Consider the following 22,979-nt stretch of genomic DNA (forward strand, 5'->3'; position numbering starts at 1 on the left):
GCCCGCCCCTTTTCAGCGAAACCCGAACCGCCGCCGCAGCACGACCAGCGCCGCGAGGCTCAGCACGGCCGCGAACATCAGGTAGAAGCTCGGCGCGGTCTTCATCCCGGTCGCGCGGATCAGCCACGCGATGATGAACGGCCCGAAGCCGCCGAAGATCGTCACCGCGACGTTATACGCGAGCGACATCCCGGTCGTGCGCGTCTGCACCGGGAACACCTCGGACAACAGCCCCGGCAGCGCCGCGAAGTAGCCGGTCATCAGGAACGCGAGCAGCACCTGCAGCGCGATCAGCGTGCCGAAGCCCGGATGCGCGACGAGATACGCGAACGCCGGATAGATCAGCACGAGGATGCCGACGGCCGGCGCGATCATCACGCGCACGCGGCCGTAACGATCCGACCAGTGGCCGACGAGCGGCGCGAACGCCATCTGGATCACGCCGACCACGAGAATCGCCGCAAATGCGGCGGACGGCGCGAGACCGAGCTGCTTCACGCCGTAGGTCGGCATGAACAGCACGAGATAGGTGGCGACGGTGCCGAGCACGACCACGCCCATGGCCGCGACGAGGCGCGCCTTGTGCGACGCGAACGTATCGCGCAGCGGGTTCGCGGTGCCTTCGGCCGCGAGGAATTCGGGCGTCTCGTCGACCTTGGTGCGGATATAGTACGCGACCGGCCCGATCAGCAGCCCGAAGAAGAACGGCACGCGCCAGCCCCACGACGCCATCTGCGCGGCCGACAGCTGCGCGTTCAGCACGGTGCCGAAGCCCGCGGCGAGCAGCGTCGTGAGCCCCTGGCTCGCGACCTGCCAGCTCGCGAAGAAACCGCGCCGGCCCGGCACGTGCTCGGCGAGGAACGCGGTCGCGCTGCCGAACTCGCCGCCGGCCGAGAAGCCCTGCATCAGCCGCGCGGCGACGAGGATCACCGGCGCGGCGACGCCGATCGTCTGGTACGTCGGCAGCACCGCGATGATCAGCGTGCCGGCCATCATCAGCAGGATCGACAGCGTGAGCGCGGCCTTGCGGCCCGCGCGGTCGGCATACGCGCCGAGCACGATCGCGCCGAGCGGCCGCATGAAGAACGACACGCCGAACGTGCCGAGCGTGAGCAGCAGCGACACGGTGTCGTTGCCGGCCGGGAAGAACAGCTTCGAGATCGTCACCGCGAAAAAGCCGTAGACGACGAGATCGAACCACTCGAGCGCGTTGCCGATCGACGCGGCGACCACCGCGCGCCACACGCGCGGCGACGAGGCAATGGAGCTGGACTGCGTGACGGCATGCATCGGCGATCTCCTTGTCGTTGTACGTTCTGTTCGAGGCGGCCGCCGTCGCGCGGTCGGCCTGCCCGGCGCCGCATGGCCGCATGCCGCGCTCGGGCGATTATAGGCGCGCAAAAAAAACCGCCGCGCCCCGGTAACGGGAGCGCGGCGGTTTGCTCGCGGGGGCCGGCGCGATGCCGGCCGCGCGGGGGAGTCTTACTGCTGCTTGACCGCTTCGGCCGTGATCAGCAGCTTCGTCTTCATCTTGAAGCCGTACTGCTTGCCGTAGTCGAGGCCGAAATCGTCGCGGCTGAATTCGCCGACCGCGTCGACGCCGCACACTTCACGCTTGAGCATCGGGTGCGGCATGCACTTGAACGAATCGATCTTCAGCGTGAGCGGCTTCGTGACGCCATGCAGCGTCAGGTTGCCGACCACCGACACCGGCTTGTCGCCGTCGAACTTGATCGTGCCCTTGTAGTTCGCCTGCGGGAACTTCGCCGCATCGAAGAACTCGGCCGTCTGCAGGTGCTCGTCGAGCTTCGCGCTGCCCGTGTGGATCGACGCGATGTCGGTCGTCACGTCGACCGTGCCGGTCTTCGCCGCACGATCGAGCGTCACGGTGCCGCTCGACTTGTCGAACTTGCCGCGCCAGACCGACAGGCCGCCGAAGTGGTCGGCCTCGAAGCTCGGGTACGTGTGGCTCGGGTCGAACTGGTAGGTCGCGCTTTCGGCGAAGGCCGAGAACGACAGCGACGCGGCCAGCGCGCCGGCGGCGATGATCAGATGCTTTTTCAAACTCTTTCTCCTTGGAACAGCGCCGCGCCCTCGCGCGGCAATCGGGTGAAGCGACAACCCGCCGCTTACTTCGTGGCGACGAGATGGAACTTGATCTGCACTTCGTCCGCGACGATCGACGTGTCCTTCCACTCGCCGGTGCCGACGTTGAAGGCCGAACGCTTGATCGGCAGCACGCCGTCGAACGTCTGCGTCGCGCCGTTTTGCGCGACCGTGACGGGCACCGTGACGGTCTCGGCCTTGCCCTTGATCGTCAGCTTGCCGGTCACGTTGTACTTGTTGCCGCCGGCCGGCGCGATCGCCGACGACACGAAGGTCGCCTGCGGATAGGTCTTCGCGTCGAACCAGTCCTTGCCGGCGACCTGGTCGTTGTACATCTTGTCGCCGAGGTCGAAGCTCGCGACGTCGATCGTCATTTGCGCGCTGCCCTGCGCGGCTTTCGCCGGGTCGAACTTCACCTGCGCGGAAAACTTCTTGAACGCGCCTTCGGTCGGCACGTTCATCTGCTTCGACACGGCGGACACCTTGCTCTTCGCGAGATCGACGTCGGCATGCGCCGCGCCCGACGCGACAAGCGCCGCCGCGGCGAGCGCGGTCAGCATGGAGCGGGAGAAAGACACTTTCATGGGATCCTTCATTTGGCAAAGGGAAGCATGCGCGACAGGAGGCCATCGCGGTCCAACAACTGGTGCTTGAGCGCCGCGAGCACGTGCATCGCGACGAGCGCAAGCAGAATGTAATTCAAAGACACGTGCAGCGTCTTGAAGGTTTCCTTGAGCGCCGGATCGGGGTCGATCAGGCGCGGCAGCGGCACGATGCCGAGATAGACGACCGGGATGTTCGACGCCGAGCTGTACAGGTAGCCCGTCACCGGGATCACGATCATCAGAACGTACAGCAGCATGTGCACACCGTGCGACGCCGCGCGCTGCCACGCCGGCGTGCCGCCCGGCAGCGGCGGCGGCACGTGGGTCGCACGCCACAGCACGCGCACGACGGCCAGCGCGAACACCGTCACGCCGATCCACTTGTGCCACGAGAAGTACTTCAGCTTGGTCGGCGTGAAGCCGGGGATGTCGGTCATCACCCAGCCGAGCGCGAAGCCACAGACGATCAGCAGCGCGATCAGCCAGTGCAGTGCGATCGCGGTGTGCGCGTAGCGTGCCGGCGCGGCCGGCGGCGATTTCGATGCCATCTTGGGTTCCTCAGTTCAGCGAACGGCTGCGCCGGTAAATTCGTCCGACGCATGTCAAGGGCGCCATGCTACCGCAACCTTTTGACGCGCGCGGACTCTGAGGACAGGCGCGCCAGCCGGCTGACGGCGTCCCGTCATGTTACCGATCGGTCACGCAACTCACGATCCTTGACGCATCGAAAAAGCCCTTTTGGTAAGATTGGCGCGGGTTCCGGCCCCGTCGACGCGTTCCCCGGCCGTCGCAACACCGCCTTTTCCATGCAACGATACGACCTGATTGCCTGCCACGAGTGCGACGCACTGTTGCATAAACCGCGCCTGAGCGGCCGCCAGATCGCGCGCTGTCCGCGCTGCGACGCGCTGCTCTATCGCAACAGCACCACGCAGATCGAGCGCATCACCGCGCTCGCGGTCGCGGCGCTCGTCACGTTCATCATCGCGCAGACGTTCCCGATCCTCGAAATGGACCTGAACGGCACGCGCGTGCAGACGACGCTGATCGGCGCGATCGACGCGCTGTGGCATCAGGACATGGCGGTCGTCGGCGTGATGGTGTTCTGCTCGACCGTGCTGTTCCCGCTCGTCGAGATGGCCGCGCTGCTTTACGTCCTGCTGCCGATCCGGCGCGGCATCGTGCCGCCCGGCCTCAACCTCGTGCTGCGCACGATCCAGCTCGTGCGGCCGTGGGGGATGATCGAGGTGTTCATGCTCGGCATCGTGGTCACGATCGTGAAGATGGTGAGCCTCGCGCGCGTCGTGCCCGACGCGGCGCTGTTCGCGTTCGGCGCGCTCACGCTGATGACCGCCGTCGTGCTGATGTTCGACCCGCGCACGGTGTGGGACATCGCCGACGACCTGCGCGCCGGCCGCGCGCCGGCGCAGCCCGACCCTGCCGCGCCGCTGCCGGACGCGCCCCGCCGATGACGAGGCCCGCGCCGACCGCCGCCCGCGAGGGCTACGCCAGCTGCCACGCGTGCGGGCTCGTGCAGACGATCGACCAGCCGCACGCGCATTGCGCGCGCTGCGGCAGCGCGCTTCACGTGCGCACGCCGAACAGCATCATGCGCACGTGGGCGCTGCTGCTCGCGGCCGCGATCCTCTACATTCCGGCGAACCTGCTGCCGATCATGCGCACGTCGTCGATCGTCGGGTCGCAGCAAGACACGATCATGAGCGGCGTCATCTATTTCTGGACGTCCGGCGACTGGCCACTCGCCGTCGTCGTGTTCGTCGCCAGTATCCTCGTGCCGATGCTCAAGCTCGGCGTGCTGACGATCCTCGTCACCAGCGCGCAGCGCCGCGCCGCCTGGCGGCCGCTGCAGCGCACGCGCCTCTATCGGATCGTCGAGCGCATCGGCCGCTGGTCGATGCTCGACATCTTCGTCGTGACGCTGACCGTCGCGCTCGTCCATTTCCGTTCGCTCGCCGTCATCACGGCCGGCCCCGGCGCACTTGCGTTCGGCTCGGTCGTGGTCCTGACGATGCTCGCGTCGATGCAGTTCGATCCCCGCCTGATCTGGGATCCAGTCGAAACCTCAGGGAATCACCATGAATAGTCCACAAGGCCCGCAGCACGACGCGCCCCGGCCGCCCGATCCGACGATCTCGACGAAAAGCGGCTGGCTGCCGTCGCTCGTCTGGCTCGTGCCGCTGATCGCCGCGCTGATCGGCATCGGCCTCGTGATCAAGTCCGTGCGCGAGCGCGGCCCGGAAATCACGCTCAGCTTCCACAGCGCCGAAGGGCTCGAGCCGGGCAAGACCCAGGTCAAGTACAAGGACGTCGAGATCGGCATGGTCAAGACGATCAAGCTGTCGAAGGACCTGTCGCGCGTGCTGGTCCAGGTGCAGCTCAAGAAGGAAGCCGAAGACTTCGCGGTCCAGGGCTCGCGCTTCTGGATCGTGCGGCCGCGCGTCGGCGCGACCGGCGTGTCGGGGCTCGGCACGCTGCTGTCCGGCGCGTACATCGGCGTCGACGCCGGTCACGGGCAGGACACGCTGACCGACTTCACCGGCCTCGAGACGCCGCCCGCCGTCACGGGCGACCAGAAAGGCACGCAATACGTGCTGCGCGGCGATTCGCTCGGCTCGGTCGACATCGGCTCGCCGGTCTACTACCGCCGTGTCCAGGTCGGCCAGGTGGTCGGCTTCTCGCTCGACAAGGACGGCACGGGCGTCACGTTCAACGTGTTCGTCAATGCGCCGTACGACCAGTACGTCGGGCTGAACACGCGCTGGTGGCAGGCGAGCGGCGTCGATCTGCGGCTCGATTCGAGCGGCCTGAAGCTGAACACGCAGTCGCTCGCGACGGTGATCCTCGGCGGCATCGCATTCCAGACGCCGCCGAACCAGGGCAGCGGCACGACCGCGCCGAACAACACGACGTTCCGTCTCGGCTCCGACGAGGGCGACGCGATGCGCGACCCGGACGGCCAGCCGCTGCAGGTCGTGATGAACTTCAACCAGTCGCTGCGCGGGCTCGCCGTCGGCGCGCCGGTCGACTTCCGCGGCATCGTGCTCGGCGAAGTGACGAACATCGGCATCGACTTCGATCCGAAGACGAAGAACTTCCTGATGCCGGTGACGATGAACGTGTATCCGGAACGCCTCGGCCGCCGCTTCCGCGAGACGATCGAGAGCAAGGGCGAACCGGCGCGCCGCGAGATCGTCGAGCGGCTCGTCCAGCACGGGCTGCGCGGCCAGCTGCGCACCGGCAACCTGCTGACGAGCCAGCTGTACGTCGCGCTCGACTTCTTCCCGAAGGCGCCGGCCGTGAAGATCGACACGGCTCGCCAGCCGCTCGAACTGCCGACCGTGCCGAATACGCTCGACGAGCTGCAATTGCAGGTCGCCGACATCGCGAAGAAGCTCGACAAGGTGCCGTTCGACCAGATCGGCGCGAACCTGAACAGCGCGCTGTCGAATGCCGACAAGCTGTTCAAGCAGCTCGACACGCAGGTCGCGCCGGAAGCGCGCGACACGCTGTCGGCCGCAAAGCAGACCTTCTCGACCGCCGAGGCGACGCTGCAGCAGGATGCGCCGCTGCAGTCCGACGTGCGCGGCGCGCTGAAGGAACTCACGCGCACGCTGCAATCGCTGAACGCGCTCGCCGACTATCTGGAGCGCCACCCCGAATCGCTGCTCAAGGGCAAGCCAGGAGATAAACAATGACGACACGCGTGAACGGTTTCGCGAGCGGCGCGGCGGCAGTCTTCGCCGCACTCGCGCTCGCCGCGTGCAGCTCGCCGCCCGCGCGGTTCTACACGCTCAGCCCGGCCGACGCCGCAGCTCCGCTGCGCACCGCGCCGGCCAACCCGGCGTTCCTGATCGAGGTGCCGTCGGTCGGCGTACCCGAGCAGGTCGCGAAGAACCAGCTGGTCGTGCAGAAGAACGCCGCGCAGGTCGACGTGCTCGAGCAGGAACGCTGGGCGTCGCCGCCCGCCGACGAGATCCGCCGCGCGCTGTCGGACGATCTCGCCGCGCAGCTCGGCACGATCGACGTCGCGAATTCCGCCTATCCGGCCGGCGTGCCCGTGTACCGCATCAGCGTGAACGTGCAGCGCTTCGAGTCGTGGCTCGGCAAGCGAGCCGCGGTCGACGCCGTGTGGAGCGTACGCTCGCTCGGCACGCAGGCCGTGATGACCTGCCGCACGAGCGTCGCTGAACCGGTCGCCGACGGCTACGACGCGCTCGTCGCCGGCCACCGGCGCGCGCTCGACGTGATTGCCACGCAGGCCGCGGCCGGCGTGCGCGCGTTGGCCGAACACCGCGGCGCAGCGGCCACGGCCGCTGCCGGCAGCAAGACGGCGGCCGCGCCGGTCGTGCCGTGCCCGGCCAACCCGACGGCCGGCGGCGATGCCGGCGCGACGGGCAAGTCCGGCGCATAAGCGAACCGGACGGCGCGCGGGCGAACGTTCGACACGGCGTTCGCCCGCGCGGTGTCGAATGGCGCGGCGCGTCCCGCAGCGCGCGCCGCCCGTCGCCGGCTGAACGCCGCCACAGCCGCCTCGCGCGCCGCCCTCATCGGCCGAACGGCCGTTGACATTCTTTGTCAAAGCCGCCGGAACCCGCGCCACCTAACGCGGTCGGCTTGCGTTTTCCGGCCCGATTGACGATCCTACGCACTTTCAGGCTCGCGCCGTTCGTCGTGCGCACAGCCAGCGGCGCCGGGCCGCGTTCGGCCCGACCGCCGTGCCTCCCGGCGCCCGCACGCGAACCGCGTGCACCGCAGCGGGGCAGCCGCATCGCGGGTCGCCGCGCCTCGTTCGGCACCGGCCCCGTCTCACCCGTTCTCCCGGCGCCGCGCCGTTTCCCTGGCCGGCATCCCGAACCCGCCCGTCCCGGGCTTTCGCTATTCCGTTTATGTTTCGTTCCCTGACGACCCTGATCAAGAAGTGGCGCGCGTCGCGCAATGCCGGTCACCAGCTCGACGCGCTGCTCGCGCAAGCCGACGCCGATGCGTCGTACGCCGAGCGCAGCGAATGGCTGATCGAGCTCGCGCACTGGCTGCGCCGCAACGGCACGGTGCAGGACGCGCCGGCCGAGCGCGACGCCGACACGCGCACGTATCCGGCCCATGCGCGGCTGCGCTACCTGTTCCACGTGCTCGATCGCAACCCCGCGTGGAAAGCGCATGCCGCGCGCATCCTGCGCGGCATCCTGCGCGAGTGCGACGGCATCTCGCTGCTGTGCGACGCCGGCATGCCCGTGCATTCGGGTTTCTTCGGCGCGCTGTTCGAGCGGATCGATTCGTCGCTGATCCCGCCCGCGCCGAACCGCCGCGAGCTGTCGGCGCTGTTCACGCTGATGTTCCCGACGCCCGAGGACGCGAAATGGATCGACGCGCTGCCCGACGACCTGCTCGCGCGCCTCGCCGGCCTGATCTCGTTCGACGTCACCGACGAAGAGCGCCACGAGCCCGGCTCGTTCTCGCGCGACCTGCTGGCCGCGCTGCACAACCTGACCTGCCAGATCAGCTCGACCGGCCTGTCGCAGACGGTGCGCAGCCGGCTGTCCGACGACGATGCGCGCAAGCCGCTCGAATCGCAGCCGTTCTACCGCCTCACGCGCGCGATGCTCGCGGTCGAGACCGCGCACGCGGCCGTCGACGACGGCGGCGATCCGAGCAAGCTGCTGCACGAGGTGAACTACCTGCGCGTGCTGCTCGACGAATGCCGGATCGCCGTCGACAACGTGTTCGCGCACCTGTACCGCAACGGCGTGTCGGTCGACATCGTGTTCCAGGTCGAGCGGATGCGCATGCGCATCCTGCGCGCGGAAATGCTGCTGAACGCGTGGATGGCGCGCGACGACCTGCGCGGCATGGCGCACCTGACCGCCGAGCTCGTCGATGCGAACCAGAGCAGCCAGAGCGTCGCGCACCTCGTGCGCAGCAACTTCTCGCTGTTCGCGCGCAAGCTCGTCGAGACCAACGCGGACACCGGCGAGCACTACATCTCGCGCGGCCGCGCCGAGTACCTGAAGATGCTGCGGATGGCCGCGGGCGGCGGCCTCGTCACCGTCGTGACCGTGTGCGTGAAGTTCGCGATCACGGGCGCACACCTGCAGTCGATGCTCGAAGGGCTGCTGGCGGGCATCAACTACGCGGCCAGCTTCATGCTGATGCACTTCCTGCACTTCACGCTCGCGACCAAGCAGCCCGCGATGACCGCGCCGACGCTCGCGCGCGAGCTCGACGACACCGGCCACGAGGAAGGCGTGAAGGCGTTCGTCGCGTCGGTGATCGCGCTGATCCGCACGCAGGCGGCCGCGATTTCCGGCAACGTGCTCGTCGTGCTGCCCGTGTGCCTGCTCGTGCAGCTGTTCGCGAGCAACGTGCTGCACGCGAACCTGATCTCGCCGGAGAAGGCGCACGCGACGCTGCATTCGTTCTCGCTGCTCGGCCCGACGCCGTTCTACGCGGCGCTCACCGGCGTACTGCTGTGGGCGTCGAGCCTGCTCGCGGGCTGGGCCGACAACTGGTTCGTGCTGCACCGGGTCGGCGACGCGCTCACGTACAACCGTCGGCTGCGCCTGACGCTCGGCGCGGCCGGCGCCGCGAAGCTCGCGCACTTCTGCCGGTCGAACGTCGCCGGCGTGGTCGCGAACGTCGGTCTCGGCCTGATGCTCGGCCTCGTCCCGGCGATCGTCACCGTGTTCATGTTCCCGTTCGAAGTGCGGCACGTGACGCTGTCGGCCGGCTCGATCGGGATCGCGCTCGGCGTGCTGGGCAAGGGTGCGCTCGGCACGCCCGAGCTGTGGTGGGCCGGCGCCGGCGTGCTCAGCATGGCGATCCTCAACGTGCTCGTGAGCTTCGCGCTCGCGTTCACGATGGCCGTGCGCTCGCGCAGCCTGCGCCCGACCAAGGTGCGCACGCTCGTCGCGGCAATCGTCCGCACGGCGCTGTCGAATCCGCTCGCGCTGTTCTGGCCGGCGGCCAACCCCGCCGCGCGCGCCGGCCAGCCGGGCACGCACTGACCGGTGGCGGGGCGGCGGCGCCCGGCCGGGCGCCCCTCCGCGCCTCCCGGCACGCGCGAGCGGCCGTCGCCCCGACGACGCCGCGCCGAAACGCCGGCCCCGGTCGCCCGCGCCGCGTACAATAGTGGACTTTTGCACGTCCTCACCCGCCTTATGTCCTCGCCCACCCTGTTCGAATTCTTCGCCCCCTGCCCGCGCGGCCTCGAAGCGGCGCTTGCCGCCGAGCTGGCCGAAATCGCCGGCCGCCACCTGAACGGCGCGCCGTTCACCGCGGGCGCGCAGGTGCCGGGCGGCGTCCACTTCAGCGGCGGCTGGGCCGCCGGCATGGCCGCGAACCTCCATTCGCGGATCGCGAGCCGGATCCTGCTGAAGATCGCGCACGGCCCGTACCGCAACGAGCAGGACGTCTACGCGCTCGCGCTCGAGCAGCCGTGGGAACGCTGGTTCGCGGCCACGCAGACGCTGCGCATCGACATCACCGCGATCAAGTCGCCGCTGAAGAGCCTCGAATTCACGACGCTGCGCGTGAAGGATGCGATCTGCGACCGGATGCGCGACAAGACAGGCTCGCGCCCGAGCATCGACACCGGTGCGCCGGACGTGCGCGTGTTCGCGTTCCTGACGGTCAACGAATGCACGCTGTACCTCGACACGTCGGGCGAGCCGCTGTTCAAGCGCGGCTGGCGTCTCGACAAGGGCGCGGCGCCGCTGCGCGAAAACCTCGCGGCCGGCATCCTGCGCCTGACGGGCTGGACGCCCGGCACCGCGCTGTACGACCCGATGTGCGGCAGCGGCACGTTCCTCGCGGAAGCCGCGCAGATCGCGCTCGGCGTGGCGCCCGGCGTCGAACGCCGGTTCGGCTTCGAAAAGCTCAAGCAGTACGACATCACCGCGTGGCAGGGGCTGAAGGTCCCGGCGCTCGACGCGAAGCGCGCCGCGCGCGGCAAGCGCGGCGACGCGCTCGGCGTGTACGGCAGCGACATCTCCGGCGACATGCTCGAGAAGGCGCGCGCGAACCTCGAACGCGCAGGCGTGCCGTCGGTGTGGCTCAAGCAGGTCGACGCGCGCGGGATGACGCCGCCGTGCGACGGGCCGGGCATCCTCCTCGCGAACCCGCCGTACGGCGAGCGGATCGAAGTGCGCGGCCGCAGCGCACGCGGCGAGGTGCGCGAAACCGGCCGCAACCGCGGCAACGACGACGCGTTCCGCCGCACGCACACCGACGCGCCGGACAGCGAGTTCTTCAACGCGCTCGGCGATGCGCTGAAGCAGCGCTTCACGGGCTGGCAGGCGTTCCTGCTGACGTCCGACCGTTCGCTGCCCGGCCAGTTGCGGCTGCGCGAATCGGCCAAGACGCCGCTGTTCAACGGCGCGCTCGAATGCCGGCTGTTCCGCTTCGACCTGATCGCCGGCAGCGTGAAGGCACGCCCGGCCGCGCCGGAAGGCGACGCGTAAGCCATCCGTCCGCTTCCACGAGCAGTTACGTCGCAGGGGCCGCCATCGCGGCCCCTGTGCTTTTCCGCAGCCGGTCAGTGCTTCGACTGCGACCAGCGCCCCATCGTGAACGGCAGCGCATGCCCCGTCTCGAGCAGCGTCTTCAGGCTCGACAGCACGACCGGCCAGCCGCCGCGAATCCCGCGATCCATCTCCGAACCGGGCACCAGCCCGTCGTGCGTGACGGTCAGCTTCACGACGCCCTCGTGCGGCTCGACCAGGTAGGTCACGCGCGATTCCTCGCCCTCCCCCGATGGCGCGCGCCACGTGACGACCAGCCGGCGCGGCGGATCGTTGTCGACCACTTCGCCGACGATGTCGACCCGCGACGGATCGTCGTAGTCCTGATGTTCCCAGCGCGAGCCCGGCCGCCAGTCGGGCGACGCGTTGCGATGCCGCACCCAGTAGTCCTTCGTCAGCTCGGCGTTGGTCAGCGCGTCGAACACGCGCTCGGGCGTCGCTGCGATGAAGGTCACGTACACGAAGGCGGGATTACCCATCGTCATCTCCTGTGTCGCGGGGCGCTTCCAGCCCGCGCTTGAGATCCGCCAGCGCCTGCAGGCGCTGCCGCTCGAACTTGCCGATCCAGCGTTCCGCGATGTCGTGGATCGGCACCGGATTCAGGTAATGCAGCTTCTCCCGGCCGCGCCACGTCGTCGCGACGAGATTCGCGGCCTCGAGCAGCGCGAGATGCTTGCTCACGGCCTGCCGGCTCATCGCGAGCCCGTCGCACAGCTCGGACACGGTCTGGCCGTTTTTTGCGTGCAGCAGATCGAGCAACTGACGGCGCGTGGCGTCGGCCAGCGCCCTGAAAACGAGATCCATGCCGCTCCCGGGTCAATGGCCTCATTATGCAACCCGATGGTTGCATGTCAAGGGTGACAACTCTACTGACAATACGGTGTCAGCAGCCCGCGATCACACTGCAATCCCGGCGCAATGCAGGCTGGTTTCCACACCGAATCCGAATAACAACGCAACACAAGGAGCGCGTCATGACGTCCGCAACTACCACTGCCCCCGCAACCCTCGAGCGCGCGATCGCGTGGTTCGACATTCCGTCCCTCGATTTCGACCGCGCGATCCGCTTCTACGAAACCGTGCTGCAAACCACGTTGCAGCGCGAAGTCATCGGCGGCGTGCCGATGGCGACGTTCGATCGCGACGCGTCGAGCACGGGCGGCAGCATCGTGTTCGATCCGCAGCAGATCAAGCCGAGCGCGAACGGCGTGCTCGTCTACCTGAACGCCGGCGAATCGGTCGTCGCGGCGCTCGAACGCGCGAAGCGCGCGGGCGGCGTCGTGCAGGGTTCGGTCGTCGAGCTGCCGAACAACTACGGCTACGTCGGCTACCTGATCGACACGGAAGGCAACCGCGTCGGCCTGCACGCGCCGAAATGCCACTGAGCGCAGCGGTCGGCGGGCCGGCGCGGCGCTATCATCGCGAAGTCCCCGTAGCCAGAGGAATCGAGGTGCTGTCATGACCCGCCGTGCCGACCGCCTGTTCCAGATCGCCGAGCTGTTGCGCGGGCGTCGTCTCACGACCGCGCAGCAACTGGCCGACTGGCTGTCGGTGTCGCCGCGCACGGTCTATCGCGACGTGCGCGACCTGCAACTGTCAGGGGTGCCGATCGAAGGCGAAGCCGGCATCGGCTACCGGCTGAACCGCAACGCGAGCCTGCCGCCGCTCACGTTCACGGCCGAGGAGCTGGCGGCGCTCGCCACCGGCGCGCGCATGCTCGAGACCTGGGGCGGTGCGCGCTTCGCGAGCGGCGCGCGCTCGGCGCTCGCGAAGATCGCGTCGGCGATGCCGGCCGACAAGCGCACGGCGCTCGACCGCCTGCCCGTGTTCGCGCCGTCGTTCCACATCGACGAGACGTTTTGCGCGAAGGTCGACGCGATCCACCAGGCGATCGACACGCGCCACATCGTCAGCTTCGACTATCGCGACCGGCTCGGCGCGCATTCGCAGCGCCGCGTGTGGCCGCTCGGGCTCGTCTACTGGGGCGGGCGCTGGACGATCGGCGCGTGGTGCGAGCTGCGCGGCGATTTCCGCACCTTCGACATCGCGCGGATGGGCGACATCAGCGTGCACGAGCAGTTTCCGGACATGGAAGGCCGGCGGATCGCCGACTACATGCGGATCGCGGAAGCGCCGATGCGCTGACGCGGCGGCGGGCGCGCGCCCGCCCTTCATTTTCCGGGCGCCGTATGGCGCCCGGCCCCGCTTGCGTTACCCGCCGAACACCACCGGCCGCTTCGGCCGCTCGTCGACGTGCAGCGAAAACACGTCCGCACGTGCGTAGTGGCCGACGACGTCGAAGTCGTAGCGCGCCTTCACGAGCTCGTCGGTGTCGATACGCGCGGTCACGAGCCCGGCCTCGCCGATCAGCGGCTCCGTCAGCAGGTCGCCGAGCGGCCCGACGATCACGCTGCCGCCGCGGATCAGCGGCCGCTCCGGGTCCCAGCCCGGCACGTCGACGCCGAGCGCACGCGGCGACGGCTGCACCTGGCACGCGCTCACGACGAAGCAGCGCCCTTCGTGCGCGATGTGCCGCATCGAGCTCTGCCACAGGTCGCGCTCGTCGACGGTCGGCGCACACCAGATCTGCACGCCTTTCGCATACATCGCGCAGCGCAGCAGCGGCATGTGGTTCTCCCAGCAGATCGCGGCGCCCGCGCGGCCCGCGGCCGTCTCGACGACGGGCAGCGTCGAGCCGTCGCCCTGCCCCCAGATCAGCCGCTCGGTGCCGGTCGGCATCAGCTTGCGGTGCTTCGCGACGAGCCCGTTGCGCGGATCGAAGAACAGCGCCGTGCAGTACAGCGTGCTGCCGCCGCGCTCGATCACGCCGACCACGAGGCTCGCGCCGGTGCGCTGCGACAGCGCGGCCAGCTCGTCGGTTTCCGGCCCCGGCACGTCGATCGCCTGCGCGGCATAGCGCGCATACGCGTCGCGCCCTTCAGGCAGCCGGTAGCCGAGCCGCGTACCGAAGATTTCGCCTTTCGGATAGCCGCCGAGCACGGCCTCGGGCAGCACGACCAGCGACGCGCCGCTGTCGCGGATCGCGGTTTCGTAGCCGAGGATGGTGTCGAGCGTGGCGCGCGTGCCGGCGGGCGATGCGCCGATCTGCAGCGCGGCGATGACTGACGTGGACATGAAGGCGTCTCCGGTGAATGGGATGTCGCCATCTTTATCGATAAGATGTCATCGATCAAATCGATAGAACGATATGTGTCATGAATACGGATGATATCGCCGGCCTCGACCTGAACCTGCTGAAGGTATTCGAGGCGCTGTACGAGGAAGGCGGCGCGAGCCGCGCGGCGCTGCGGCTCGACCTCACGCAGTCGGCGGTCAGCGCGGCGCTCGGGCGGTTGCGCGTGATCTATGCCGATCCGCTGTTCGTCCGCACCGGCCGCGGGCTCGCGCCGACGCCGCGCGCGGACGAACTGAAGCCGATCCTGTCCGATGCGCTCGACCGCTGCCGCGAAAGCCTCGCAATCGCGGCCGACGGCGGCGACCGCGTCGGCCGCACGATCTCGATCGGCCTGTCCGACGATTTCGAGATCGCGCTCGGCCGCGCGCTGATCGATGCGGTCGCGCGCGAAGCCGCCGGCATCCGGCTGATCTTCCGGCAGACGCACAGCGGCATCGCCGGTGACGCGCTGCTGCGGCACGGCGTCGACCTCGCGATCGCGTCGGGCGGGTTCTCCGCGAACGGGCTCAGCCGGCGCGCGGTCGCGACGGGCGGCTACGCGTGCCTGATCGATCCGGCCGGCAGCGCACGGGCGCCGCGCACGCTGACGCTCGCCGATTTTCTGCGGCGCAACCACCTGCTCGTGTCGTCGGGCGGCGTGATCGGGATCGTCGACGAGGCGCTGGCCACGCTCGGCCACAAGCGGCGCGTCGCGGCGTCGACCACGCATTTTGCCGCGCTGCCGTACCTGCTCGCCGGCTCCGACGCGATCGCGACGATTCCCGCGCATGCGGCGCGCGCGATCGCGCAATCCAGCTCGCTGCGCGCGCTCGCGTGCCCGGTCGACCTGCCGCGCTATCCGGTCGAAATCGGCTGGCGCACGAGCACGCAGCGCGACCCGGCGATCGTGCGCGTCCGCGACACGATCGCCGCCTGCGTCGCGCAGCTCGTCGCTCCATGAAAAAAGCCCGGCCGGCTTGCGCCGGTCGGGCCTGTCCGTGGCGCGGCGCCCGCATCGAAGCGGACGCCGCGTAGCCGGGTCGTGCGTTAGTCGACGGCCTTCACCATGTCCTCGATGACCTTCTTCGCATCGCCGAACACCATCATCGTCTTGTCCATGTAGAACAGGTCGTTGTCGAGGCCCGCGTAGCCGGCCGCCATTGAACGCTTGTTGACGATCACCGTGCGCGCCTTGTACGCCTCGATGATCGGCATCCCCGCGATCGGCGATTTCGGATCGGTCTTCGCGGCCGGGTTCACGACGTCGTTCGCGCCGAGCACGAGCACCACGTCCACCTGGCCGAATTCGCCGTTGATGTCCTCCATCTCGTGCACGATCTCGTACGGCACTTCCGCTTCCGCGAGCAGCACGTTCATGTGGCCCGGCATCCGCCCGGCGACCGGGTGGATCGCGTACTTCACGTCGATGCCCTTCTCGACCAGCTTGTCGGTCAGCTCCTTCAGCGCGTGCTGCGCGCGGGCGACGGCGAGCCCGTAGCCCGGCACGATCACGACCGTTTCCGCGTTGCCGAGCATGAACGACGCGTCGTCGGCCGAACCCGACTTCACCGGCCGCTGCTCCTGCGCGCCCGCCGCACCGCCGGCCGCCGCGTCGCCGCCGAACCCGCCGAGGATCACGTTGAAGAACGAGCGGTTCATCGCGTGGCACATGATGTACGACAGGATCGCGCCCGACGAGCCGACCAGCGAACCCGCGATAATCAGCATCGCGTTGTTCAGCGAGAAGCCGATGCCGGCCGCCGCCCAGCCCGAGTACGAGTTCAGCATCGACACGACCACCGGCATGTCCGCGCCGCCGATCGGGATGATGATCAGCACGCCGAGCACGAACGCGATCGCCGTCATGATGATGAACGGCAGCCACGCCTGCGTGATGACGAACAGGACGCCGAAGCCGAGCATCGCGATCGCGAGCATCAGGTTGATCAGGTGCTGGCCCGCGTACACGACCGGCGCGCCCTGGAACAGCCGGAACTTGTACTTGCCCGACAGCTTGCCGAACGCGATCACCGAGCCGGAGAACGTGATCGCGCCGACGAACGTGCCGATGAACAGCTCGACGCGGTTGCCGTACGGGATGAAGCTCGACGACACCGCGTCCTGCGGCACGAGCCCGAACGCTTCCGGCTCCGACACCACCGCATACGCGATGCACACGGCCGCGAGACCGATCAGCGAGTGCATCGCCGCGACGAGTTCCGGCATCTTCGTCATCTCGACGCGCGCGGCGACGAAGGCCCCGACGCCCCCGCCGACGATCAGCGCGCCGAGCACGAGCGCGAGGCCGAGCGGCAGGTTCGCGCCGAGCCACGCGGCCTGCTTGACGATCAGCGCGATCGTCGTGAGGATCGCGATGGCCATCCCGACCATCCCGAACAGGTTGCCGCGCCGCGCGCTCTTCGGGTTCGACAGCCCCTTCAGCGCCTGGATGAAGCACACCGACGCGACGAGGTACAGCAGCGTAACGACGTTCATGCTCATCGCGCGCCCTCCTTGCCGCCCTCGACACGCTTGGGCTCCTTCTTGCGGAACATCTCGAGCATTCGCCTCGTCACGAGAAAGCCGCCGAACACGTTGACGGCCGCGAGCGCGACCGCGAGCGTGCCGAAAAACTTGCCGGTCGCGCCGACGGTGAGCGCCGCCGCGAGCATCGCGCCGACGATCACGATCGCCGAGATTGCGTTGGTCACGGCCATCAGCGGCGTATGCAGCGCCGGCGTGACGTTCCAGACGACGTGGTAGCCGACGTACACCGCCAGCACGAAGATGATCACGTTGATCACCGTGTGATTGATGACTTCCATGGTCTCCTCCGTTATTTGCGCGTGACTTCGCCGTCGCGGCACAGCAGCGTCGCGGCGACGATGTCGTCGGTCAGGTCGATGTTCAGCGCGCCTTCCTTCGTGACGATCAGCTTCATGAAGTCGAGCAGGTTGCGCGCGTACAGCGCCGACGCGTCCGACGCGACCATCGACGCGAGGTTCGTGTAGCCGGCGATCGTCACGCCGTTGTGCACGATCACCTGGTCGGCGACGGTCAGCGGGCAGTTGCCGCTCTTCCTGCCGTCGAATTCCGGGCCGCGGCCGGCCGCGAGGTCGACGAGCACCGAGCCGGGCTTCATCGACTGCGCGGTTTCGACCGAGATCAGCGTCGGCGCCGGGCGCCCCGGAATCAGCGCGGTGGTGATCACGATGTCGGCCTGCTTCGCACGCTCGTGCACGAGCGCGGCCTGGCGGCCGAGCCACGACGGCGGCATCGGGCGCGCATAGCCGCCGACACCCTGCGCGGCGTCGCGCTCTTCGTCGGTTTCGAACGGGACGTCGAGGAATTTCGCGCCGAGCGACTCGATCTGCTCCTTCACGGCCGGCCGCACGTCGGACGCCTCGATCACGGCGCCCAGCCGCTTCGCGGTCGCGATCGCCTGCAGGCCCGCGACGCCCGCGCCGAGAATCAGCACGCGCGCCGCCTTCACGGTGCCCGCGGCCGTCATCAGCATCGGCATGAAGCGCGGATACAGCGCCGCGGCCACCAGCACGGCCTTGTAGCCGGCGATGTTCGCCTGCGACGACAGCACGTCGAGACTCTGCGCACGCGTCGTGCGCGGCGCGGCCTCGAGCGCGAAACCGGTCACGCCGGCCGCGGCGAGTTTCGCCGCCTGCTCGCCGTTGAACGGATCGAGCATGCCGACCAGCACGGTGCCGCGCTTGAGCAACGGCAGCTCGGTGTCGGTGGGCGCCTGGACCTTCAGTACGAGGTCGGCGTCAAAAGCAGCCGACTGGTCGGTCAATTCGGCGCCGGCGGCCGCATAGGCTTCGTCGGGATAGCTGGCTGCGCTGCCGGCCCCTTTCGCGATACTGACCCGATGGCCGGCCGCCGCGTATTTCTTCACGGTTTCCGGCGTCGCAGCCACACGCGCCTCGTTGGCCCGCGTTTCAGCAGGCACTCCAATATGCATCGTCAGTTCCTCCAGTCATTGTCAGTATTTCTTTTCTTGCAATCTTTACTGCACAACGAGCCGGACAGGCTGACTTACCGGCTCACGAGCAACGGCTTTCACGCTGCACTTTAACCGAAAGCGATGGCCCCGCCAGCACTTTCCGCACGATCGTGCTCGAATGCGACATGAGCTTGGCCCGTGCCGTCTCGCATCCCCGGGACGGACGATCTGCGAGGGTCGGATCGTCTAACGAACGGCCGGCGGCGGGCGGCCGGCGGCGAACGACCGGCAGCGTTCGGGCGCAACCGGTAAAATGCCGAACCATGAAACCCGAAATCTGGACCCCGCATGTGACGGTCGCCGCGCTCGTCGAGCGCGCCGGCCGCTTTCTCGTGATCGAGGAAGAAACCTCGACGGGCCTGCGCATCAACCAGCCGGCCGGTCATCTCGAAGCCGGCGAGACGCTGGCCGACGCCGTGATCCGCGAAACGCTCGAGGAAACCGCGCACCCGTTCACGCCCGACGCGCTCGTCGGCGTCTATCTCGCGCACTACGACCGCCCCGGCAGCGCCGGCGCGACCTACCTGCGCTTCACGTTCTGCGGCACCGCCGGCGAGCCGGTCGCGGGCCATGTGCTCGACGACGGCATCGTCCGCACGCTGTGGATGACGGCAGACGAACTGCGCGCCTGCAGCGAGCGCCATCGTTCGCCCGCGGTGATGCGCTGCGTCGACGACTATCTCGCCGGGCGGCGCATTCCGCTCGATTTCGTGCACACGCACTCGGTCGCCCCGCGCCCCGAGGCATTCGAACGTCAGGCGGTCGGCAAATGAGCAAGCGCCGTGTAGTGGTGGGCATGTCGGGCGGCGTCGATTCGTCGGTGACCGCGTGGCTGCTGAAGGAACAGGGCTACGACGTGGTCGGCCTGTTCATGAAGAACTGGGAAGACGACGACGCCGGCGAGTACTGCTCGACGCGCCAGGACTGGATCGACGTCGTGTCGGTGGCCGACCTGATCGGCATCGACGTGGAAGCCGTCAACTTCGCCGCGGAATACAAGGACCGCGTGTTCGCCGAGTTCCTGCGCGAATACTCGGCCGGCCGCACGCCGAACCCCGACGTGCTGTGCAACGCCGAGATCAAGTTCAAGGCGTTCCTCGACCACGCGATGTCGCTCGACGCGGAAATGATCGCGACCGGCCACTATGCGCGCGTGCGCGAGCGCGACGGGCGTTTCGAACTGCTGAAGGCCTTCGACCATACGAAAGACCAGTCGTACTTCCTGCACCGGCTGAACCAGGCCCAACTGTCGAAGACGATGTTCCCGCTCGGCGAGATCCCGAAGACGAAGGTGCGCGAGATCGCCGCGCAGATCGGGCTGCCGAATGCGAAGAAGAAGGATTCGACCGGCATCTGCTTCATCGGCGAACGGCCGTTCCGCGATTTCCTGAACCGCTATCTTCCGACGAAACCCGGCCCGATGAAGACGCCCGACGGCAAGGTGGTCGGCGAGCACATCGGCCTCGCGTTCTACACGTTCGGCCAGCGCAAGGGCATCGGCCTCGGCGGCAGCAAGGATGGCAACGGCGACCCGTGGTTCGTCGCCGCGAAGGACATCGCGTCGAACACGCTGTACGTCGTGCAGGGCCACGATCATCCGTGGCTGCTGTCGCGCGAGCTCGTCGCCGGCAACGTGAGCTGGGTCGCCGGCGAGCCGCCGGCGGACGGCTTCGCGTGCGGTGCGAAAACGCGCTACCGGCAGGCCGATGCGGCGTGCGCATTCGGTGCCGCGGCAGCCGGCCCGGCAGGCGAAGCGCGCTTCTCGCTCGCGTTCGACGATGCGCAGTGGGCCGTCACGCCCGGCCAGTCGGCCGTGCTGTACGACGGCGAGATCTGCCTCGGCGGCGGCATCATCGAGTTCGCGGCCACCGGCCAACCCGGTCAGGTTGCACCGGCGGGCCACGCGCCGGCGCTCGCCGACGCACGCTGACATCCATTCGGTTTAGACTTGCGGCACGCCGCGCCGGCGGAACACGATTCCGCCGCGGCCGGCGCGCCGCCTTCGCAGCGTACGCATGGCGGCATTTCAGAATTCTTACGGAGTCCCCATGCTTTCAAGACGCTACCTCGCGATGTGGTGCGCCGTGCTGCTGCTCGTCGCAGCGGCCGCGCTCGCGTCGGTCCACATTCTTTCCTGGCTGTGGATCGCCATCCCCATCGCCCTCGTCGCGCTCGGCCTGTACGACCTGAACCAGGACCGCCACGCGATCCTGCGGAACTACCCGCTCTGGGGCCACTTCCGCTTCCTGTTCGAATTCATCCGACCTGAAATCCGCCAGTACTTCGTCGAGGACGACACCGACGAAAAACCGTTCTCGCGCGCGCAGCGCAGCCTCGTCTACCAGCGCGCGAAGAACGTCGCCGACAATCGTCCGTACGGCACCGAACTGAACGTGAAGGCCGTCGCGCACGAATGGATCAGCCATTCGCTCGCGCCGACGAAGCTGCCGAACCACGATTTCCGCATCCGCGTCGGCGCGAATCGCGCGCAACCGTACGACATCTCGATCTTCAACATCTCGGCGATGAGCTTCGGCTCGCTGTCCGCGAACGCGATCCGCTCGCTGAACCTCGGCGCGAAGAAAGGCGGCTTCGCGCACGACACCGGCGAAGGCTCGCTGTCGAAGTACCACCGCGAGAACGGCGGCGACATCATCTGGGAAATCGCGTCCGGCTACTTCGGCTGCCGCAACGACGACGGCACGTTCAACCCCGACAAGTTCGCGAAGCAGGCCGCCGATCCGCAGGTCAAGATGATCGAGGTGAAGCTGTCGCAGGGCGCGAAGCCCGGCCACGGCGGCGTGCTGCCGGCCGCGAAGATCACGCCGGAAATCGCCGAGACGCGCGGCGTGCCGATGGGCAAGGACTGCATCTCGCCCGCGACGCACTCGGAATTCTCGACGCCGCGCGGGCTGCTCGAATTCGTCGAGCGGCTGCGCACGCTGTCCGGCGGCAAGCCGACCGGCTTCAAGCTGTGCATCGGCCATCCGTGGGAATTCTTCGGGATTGCGAAAGCGATGGTCGAGACGGGCATCGTGCCCGACTTCATCGTCGTCGACGGCGCGGAAGGCGGCACGGGCGCGGCGCCGCTCGAATTCACCGACCACGTCGGCGTGCCGCTGCAGGAAGGGCTGCTGCTCGTGCACAACACGCTCGTCGGGATCGGCGTGCGCGATCGCGTGAAGCTCGGCGCGAGCGGCAAGATCATCACCGCGTTCGACATCGCACGCACGCTCGCGATCGGCGCGGACTGGGTGAACTCGGCGCGCGGCTTCATGTTCGCGGTCGGCTGCATCCAGGCGCAGCACTGCCACACCGACCGCTGCCCGACCGGCGTCGCGACGCAGGACCCGGTGCGCCAGCGCGCACTCGTCGTGCCCGACAAGGCCGAGCGCGTATACAACTTCCACCGCAATACGCTGCATGCGCTGCAGGAACTCGTGCAGGCGGCCGGCCTCGCGCATCCGTCCGAGCTGCGCGCGCATCACATCGTGCAACGGGTCGCGCCGCACGAGGTGCGGCTGATGTCGCAACTGCTGAAGTACCTGAAACCCGGTGCGCTGCTCGACGGCCAGACCTGCGGCTTCTCGCTGTACGACAAGTGGTGGCCGATCGCGCGCAGCGATTCGTTCACGCTCGGCGAAGCCGTGTACGCGTCGATCGAGTAATTCGTACGGCCACGCCGCTGCTGCTGCGGCCGGCGCGGCAAAAAGAAAAGCGCCCCACGGGGCGCTTTTCTTTCATCTGCCGAATGCGTGAAGGCCGGCTCGCGGCTCAGTTCTGCGGCAGCGTATCGGCGAACGACTGTCGCTGCAGCAGCTTCACGAAGTACTTGTCGAGGTTCGGGTGGCGATCGCGCCAGTCGAGCTCGGGCATCCGGAAATCGAGGTAGCCGAGCGCGCAGCCGAGTGCGATGTCGGCGAGCGTGTAATGATTGCCGACGCACCACGTCTTGCCGCCGAGACCCTGCGACATCGCGACGAGCGCGTCGTCGATCTTGCGCTGCTGGCGTGCAATCCAGCTCGCGCTGCGCTGCGCTTCTTCCCGCATCGTGTGTTCGAGACGGATCGCGACGGCCGCGTCGAGCACGCCGTCGCCCAGTGCTTCCCAGCAGCGCACTTCGACGCGCTCGCGGCCCGACGGCGGAATCAGCTTGCCGACCGGCGACAGCGTATCGACGTATTCGCAGATCACGCGGGAATCGAACACCGCGGCACCATCCTCCATCACGAGGCACGGGACCTTGCCGAGCGGATTCGATGCATGAATATCCGTCTCCGGCGCCCACACGTTCTCGAGCTCCAGCTTGTAGTCGATCTTCTTTTCAGCAAGCACGATCCGCGCCTTTCGGACGTACGGGCTGCTGAGCGAACCGATTAATTTCATCATCTGCCTTTTTTAAGGGAACCGCCGAGAGTATACGTTGTCGCCGATCATAACCGGCCCGCGCGGCCGGGCAGAAAATCGCCCGTCCGGCCTGTGGATGGTTTGCAACAGCCGCCGCGCGGGCCTTGGCCGGTGCGGCTTCCGGCCCCACT

At 68.3% G+C, this 22,979-nt stretch carries 23 protein-coding genes; 12 read left to right on the forward strand and 11 right to left on the reverse strand.

Translation table 11 applies throughout. The features are described 5' to 3' along the window. Positions 1–12: 12 nt before the first annotated feature. From HWW87_RS12860 to HWW87_RS12875, 4 genes are all read right to left on the reverse strand, one after another. A complete protein-coding gene (locus HWW87_RS12860) occupies positions 13–1,290 on the reverse strand; it encodes an MFS transporter (protein WP_175820539.1) in 1,278 nt (425 codons plus the stop codon). 192 nt (positions 1,291–1,482) lie between these two features. Further along, positions 1,483–2,064, reverse strand: coding sequence for a YceI family protein (locus HWW87_RS12865; RefSeq protein WP_006476873.1), 582 nt, complete (start codon positions 2,062–2,064; stop codon positions 1,483–1,485). Between the two features lie 65 nt (positions 2,065–2,129). Then, complete coding sequence (locus tag HWW87_RS12870) at positions 2,130–2,690, reverse strand: YceI family protein (protein WP_069616721.1); 561 nt, start codon at positions 2,688–2,690, stop codon at positions 2,130–2,132. An 8-nt stretch (positions 2,691–2,698) separates the two neighbouring features. Further along, positions 2,699–3,259 carry a cytochrome b gene (locus HWW87_RS12875; protein WP_175820540.1) on the reverse strand — a complete coding sequence of 187 codons (561 nt, stop codon included), beginning with the start codon at positions 3,257–3,259 and terminating at the stop codon, positions 2,699–2,701. A gap of 258 nt (positions 3,260–3,517) precedes the next feature. Between HWW87_RS12875 and HWW87_RS12880 the strand changes: the two genes are divergently transcribed. The 6 genes from HWW87_RS12880 (at position 3,518) to HWW87_RS12905 (ending at position 11,188) form a co-directional block, all read left to right on the forward strand. After that, a complete protein-coding gene (locus HWW87_RS12880; RefSeq protein ID WP_175820541.1) occupies positions 3,518–4,183 on the forward strand; it encodes a paraquat-inducible protein A in 666 nt (221 codons plus the stop codon). Then, positions 4,180–4,815, forward strand: coding sequence for a paraquat-inducible protein A (locus HWW87_RS12885; RefSeq protein WP_175820542.1), 636 nt, complete (start codon positions 4,180–4,182; stop codon positions 4,813–4,815). Before HWW87_RS12880 ends, HWW87_RS12885 begins: the two co-directional genes overlap by 4 nt. Next, on the forward strand, positions 4,808–6,427 hold the full coding sequence (locus HWW87_RS12890) for an MlaD family protein (protein WP_175820543.1): 1,620 nt from the start codon (positions 4,808–4,810) through the stop codon (positions 6,425–6,427). The genes HWW87_RS12885 and HWW87_RS12890 overlap by 8 nt, the downstream gene beginning before the upstream one ends. After that, complete coding sequence (locus HWW87_RS12895; protein WP_175820544.1) at positions 6,424–7,143, forward strand: PqiC family protein; 720 nt, start codon at positions 6,424–6,426, stop codon at positions 7,141–7,143. The genes HWW87_RS12890 and HWW87_RS12895 overlap by 4 nt, the downstream gene beginning before the upstream one ends. 475 nt (positions 7,144–7,618) lie before the next feature. Beyond that, positions 7,619–9,733, forward strand: a complete 2,115-nt coding sequence (locus tag HWW87_RS12900; protein ID WP_175820545.1) for a site-specific recombinase — start codon at positions 7,619–7,621, stop codon at positions 9,731–9,733. A gap of 153 nt (positions 9,734–9,886) precedes the next feature. Beyond that, positions 9,887–11,188 (forward strand): class I SAM-dependent RNA methyltransferase, encoded by a 1,302-nt coding sequence (locus HWW87_RS12905; protein ID WP_175820546.1) that lies wholly within the window; start codon positions 9,887–9,889, stop codon positions 11,186–11,188. Positions 11,189–11,262: 74 nt separating this feature from the next. On the opposite strand, the gene HWW87_RS12910 is transcribed toward HWW87_RS12905, so the two are convergent. Both HWW87_RS12910 and HWW87_RS12915 read right to left on the reverse strand, forming a co-directional pair. Next, a complete protein-coding gene (locus HWW87_RS12910; RefSeq protein WP_175820547.1) occupies positions 11,263–11,727 on the reverse strand; it encodes an SRPBCC family protein in 465 nt (154 codons plus the stop codon). After that, the gene (locus HWW87_RS12915) at positions 11,720–12,052 is read right to left on the reverse strand and encodes a metalloregulator ArsR/SmtB family transcription factor (RefSeq protein ID WP_175820548.1); all 333 of its coding nucleotides are present in this window, start codon (positions 12,050–12,052) and stop codon (positions 11,720–11,722) included. The genes HWW87_RS12910 and HWW87_RS12915 overlap by 8 nt, the downstream gene beginning before the upstream one ends. A gap of 170 nt (positions 12,053–12,222) precedes the next feature. Between HWW87_RS12915 and HWW87_RS12920 the strand changes: the two genes are divergently transcribed. Together HWW87_RS12920 and HWW87_RS12925 are read left to right on the forward strand one after the other, a co-directional pair. Then, positions 12,223–12,633 (forward strand): VOC family protein, encoded by a 411-nt coding sequence (locus tag HWW87_RS12920; protein ID WP_175820549.1) that lies wholly within the window; start codon positions 12,223–12,225, stop codon positions 12,631–12,633. Between the two features lie 73 nt (positions 12,634–12,706). Next, positions 12,707–13,393: a YafY family protein gene (locus HWW87_RS12925; protein ID WP_175820550.1), complete on the forward strand. Its 687-nt coding sequence runs from the start codon at positions 12,707–12,709 to the stop codon at positions 13,391–13,393. A gap of 66 nt (positions 13,394–13,459) precedes the next feature. Here HWW87_RS12925 and HWW87_RS12930 read toward each other — a convergent pair whose 3' ends face one another. Continuing rightward, positions 13,460–14,383 (reverse strand): carbon-nitrogen hydrolase family protein, encoded by a 924-nt coding sequence (locus HWW87_RS12930; protein WP_175820551.1) that lies wholly within the window; start codon positions 14,381–14,383, stop codon positions 13,460–13,462. A gap of 80 nt (positions 14,384–14,463) precedes the next feature. Here HWW87_RS12930 and HWW87_RS12935 point away from each other — a divergent pair, with 80 nt between their 5' ends. Then, complete coding sequence (locus HWW87_RS12935; RefSeq protein ID WP_175820552.1) at positions 14,464–15,384, forward strand: LysR family transcriptional regulator; 921 nt, start codon at positions 14,464–14,466, stop codon at positions 15,382–15,384. An 86-nt stretch (positions 15,385–15,470) separates the two neighbouring features. Here HWW87_RS12935 and HWW87_RS12940 read toward each other — a convergent pair whose 3' ends face one another. Genes HWW87_RS12940 through HWW87_RS12950 form a run of 3 tightly spaced genes read right to left on the reverse strand, consistent with a single transcriptional unit; the run spans position 15,471 to position 18,399 of the window. After that, positions 15,471–16,925 carry an NAD(P)(+) transhydrogenase (Re/Si-specific) subunit beta gene (locus HWW87_RS12940; protein WP_174386048.1) on the reverse strand — a complete coding sequence of 485 codons (1,455 nt, stop codon included), beginning with the start codon at positions 16,923–16,925 and terminating at the stop codon, positions 15,471–15,473. Beyond that, positions 16,922–17,248 carry an NAD(P) transhydrogenase subunit alpha gene (locus tag HWW87_RS12945; RefSeq protein WP_006476884.1) on the reverse strand — a complete coding sequence of 109 codons (327 nt, stop codon included), beginning with the start codon at positions 17,246–17,248 and terminating at the stop codon, positions 16,922–16,924. Before HWW87_RS12945 ends, HWW87_RS12940 begins: the two co-directional genes overlap by 4 nt. 11 nt (positions 17,249–17,259) lie before the next feature. Beyond that, positions 17,260–18,399, reverse strand: coding sequence for a Re/Si-specific NAD(P)(+) transhydrogenase subunit alpha (locus HWW87_RS12950; protein WP_175820553.1), 1,140 nt, complete (start codon positions 18,397–18,399; stop codon positions 17,260–17,262). A gap of 305 nt (positions 18,400–18,704) precedes the next feature. Here HWW87_RS12950 and HWW87_RS12955 point away from each other — a divergent pair, with 305 nt between their 5' ends. The 3 genes from HWW87_RS12955 (at position 18,705) to HWW87_RS12965 (ending at position 22,109) form a co-directional block, all read left to right on the forward strand. Continuing rightward, positions 18,705–19,214, forward strand: coding sequence for an NUDIX hydrolase (locus HWW87_RS12955; RefSeq protein WP_059501004.1), 510 nt, complete (start codon positions 18,705–18,707; stop codon positions 19,212–19,214). After that, the gene (gene mnmA / locus HWW87_RS12960; RefSeq protein WP_175820554.1) at positions 19,211–20,371 is read left to right on the forward strand and encodes a tRNA 2-thiouridine(34) synthase MnmA; all 1,161 of its coding nucleotides are present in this window, start codon (positions 19,211–19,213) and stop codon (positions 20,369–20,371) included. Before HWW87_RS12955 ends, mnmA begins: the two co-directional genes overlap by 4 nt. 118 nt (positions 20,372–20,489) lie before the next feature. Further along, positions 20,490–22,109 carry an FMN-binding glutamate synthase family protein gene (locus tag HWW87_RS12965; RefSeq protein WP_175820555.1) on the forward strand — a complete coding sequence of 540 codons (1,620 nt, stop codon included), beginning with the start codon at positions 20,490–20,492 and terminating at the stop codon, positions 22,107–22,109. Between the two features lie 106 nt (positions 22,110–22,215). Here HWW87_RS12965 and HWW87_RS12970 read toward each other — a convergent pair whose 3' ends face one another. Continuing rightward, positions 22,216–22,830 carry a glutathione S-transferase C-terminal domain-containing protein gene (locus HWW87_RS12970; RefSeq protein ID WP_174429898.1) on the reverse strand — a complete coding sequence of 205 codons (615 nt, stop codon included), beginning with the start codon at positions 22,828–22,830 and terminating at the stop codon, positions 22,216–22,218. Between the last annotated feature and the right edge of the window lie 149 nt (positions 22,831–22,979).

Origin of the sequence: Burkholderia sp. BCC0419, assembly GCF_902830285.1 — a bacterium.
Taxonomy (GTDB): Bacteria; Pseudomonadota; Gammaproteobacteria; order Burkholderiales; family Burkholderiaceae; genus Burkholderia.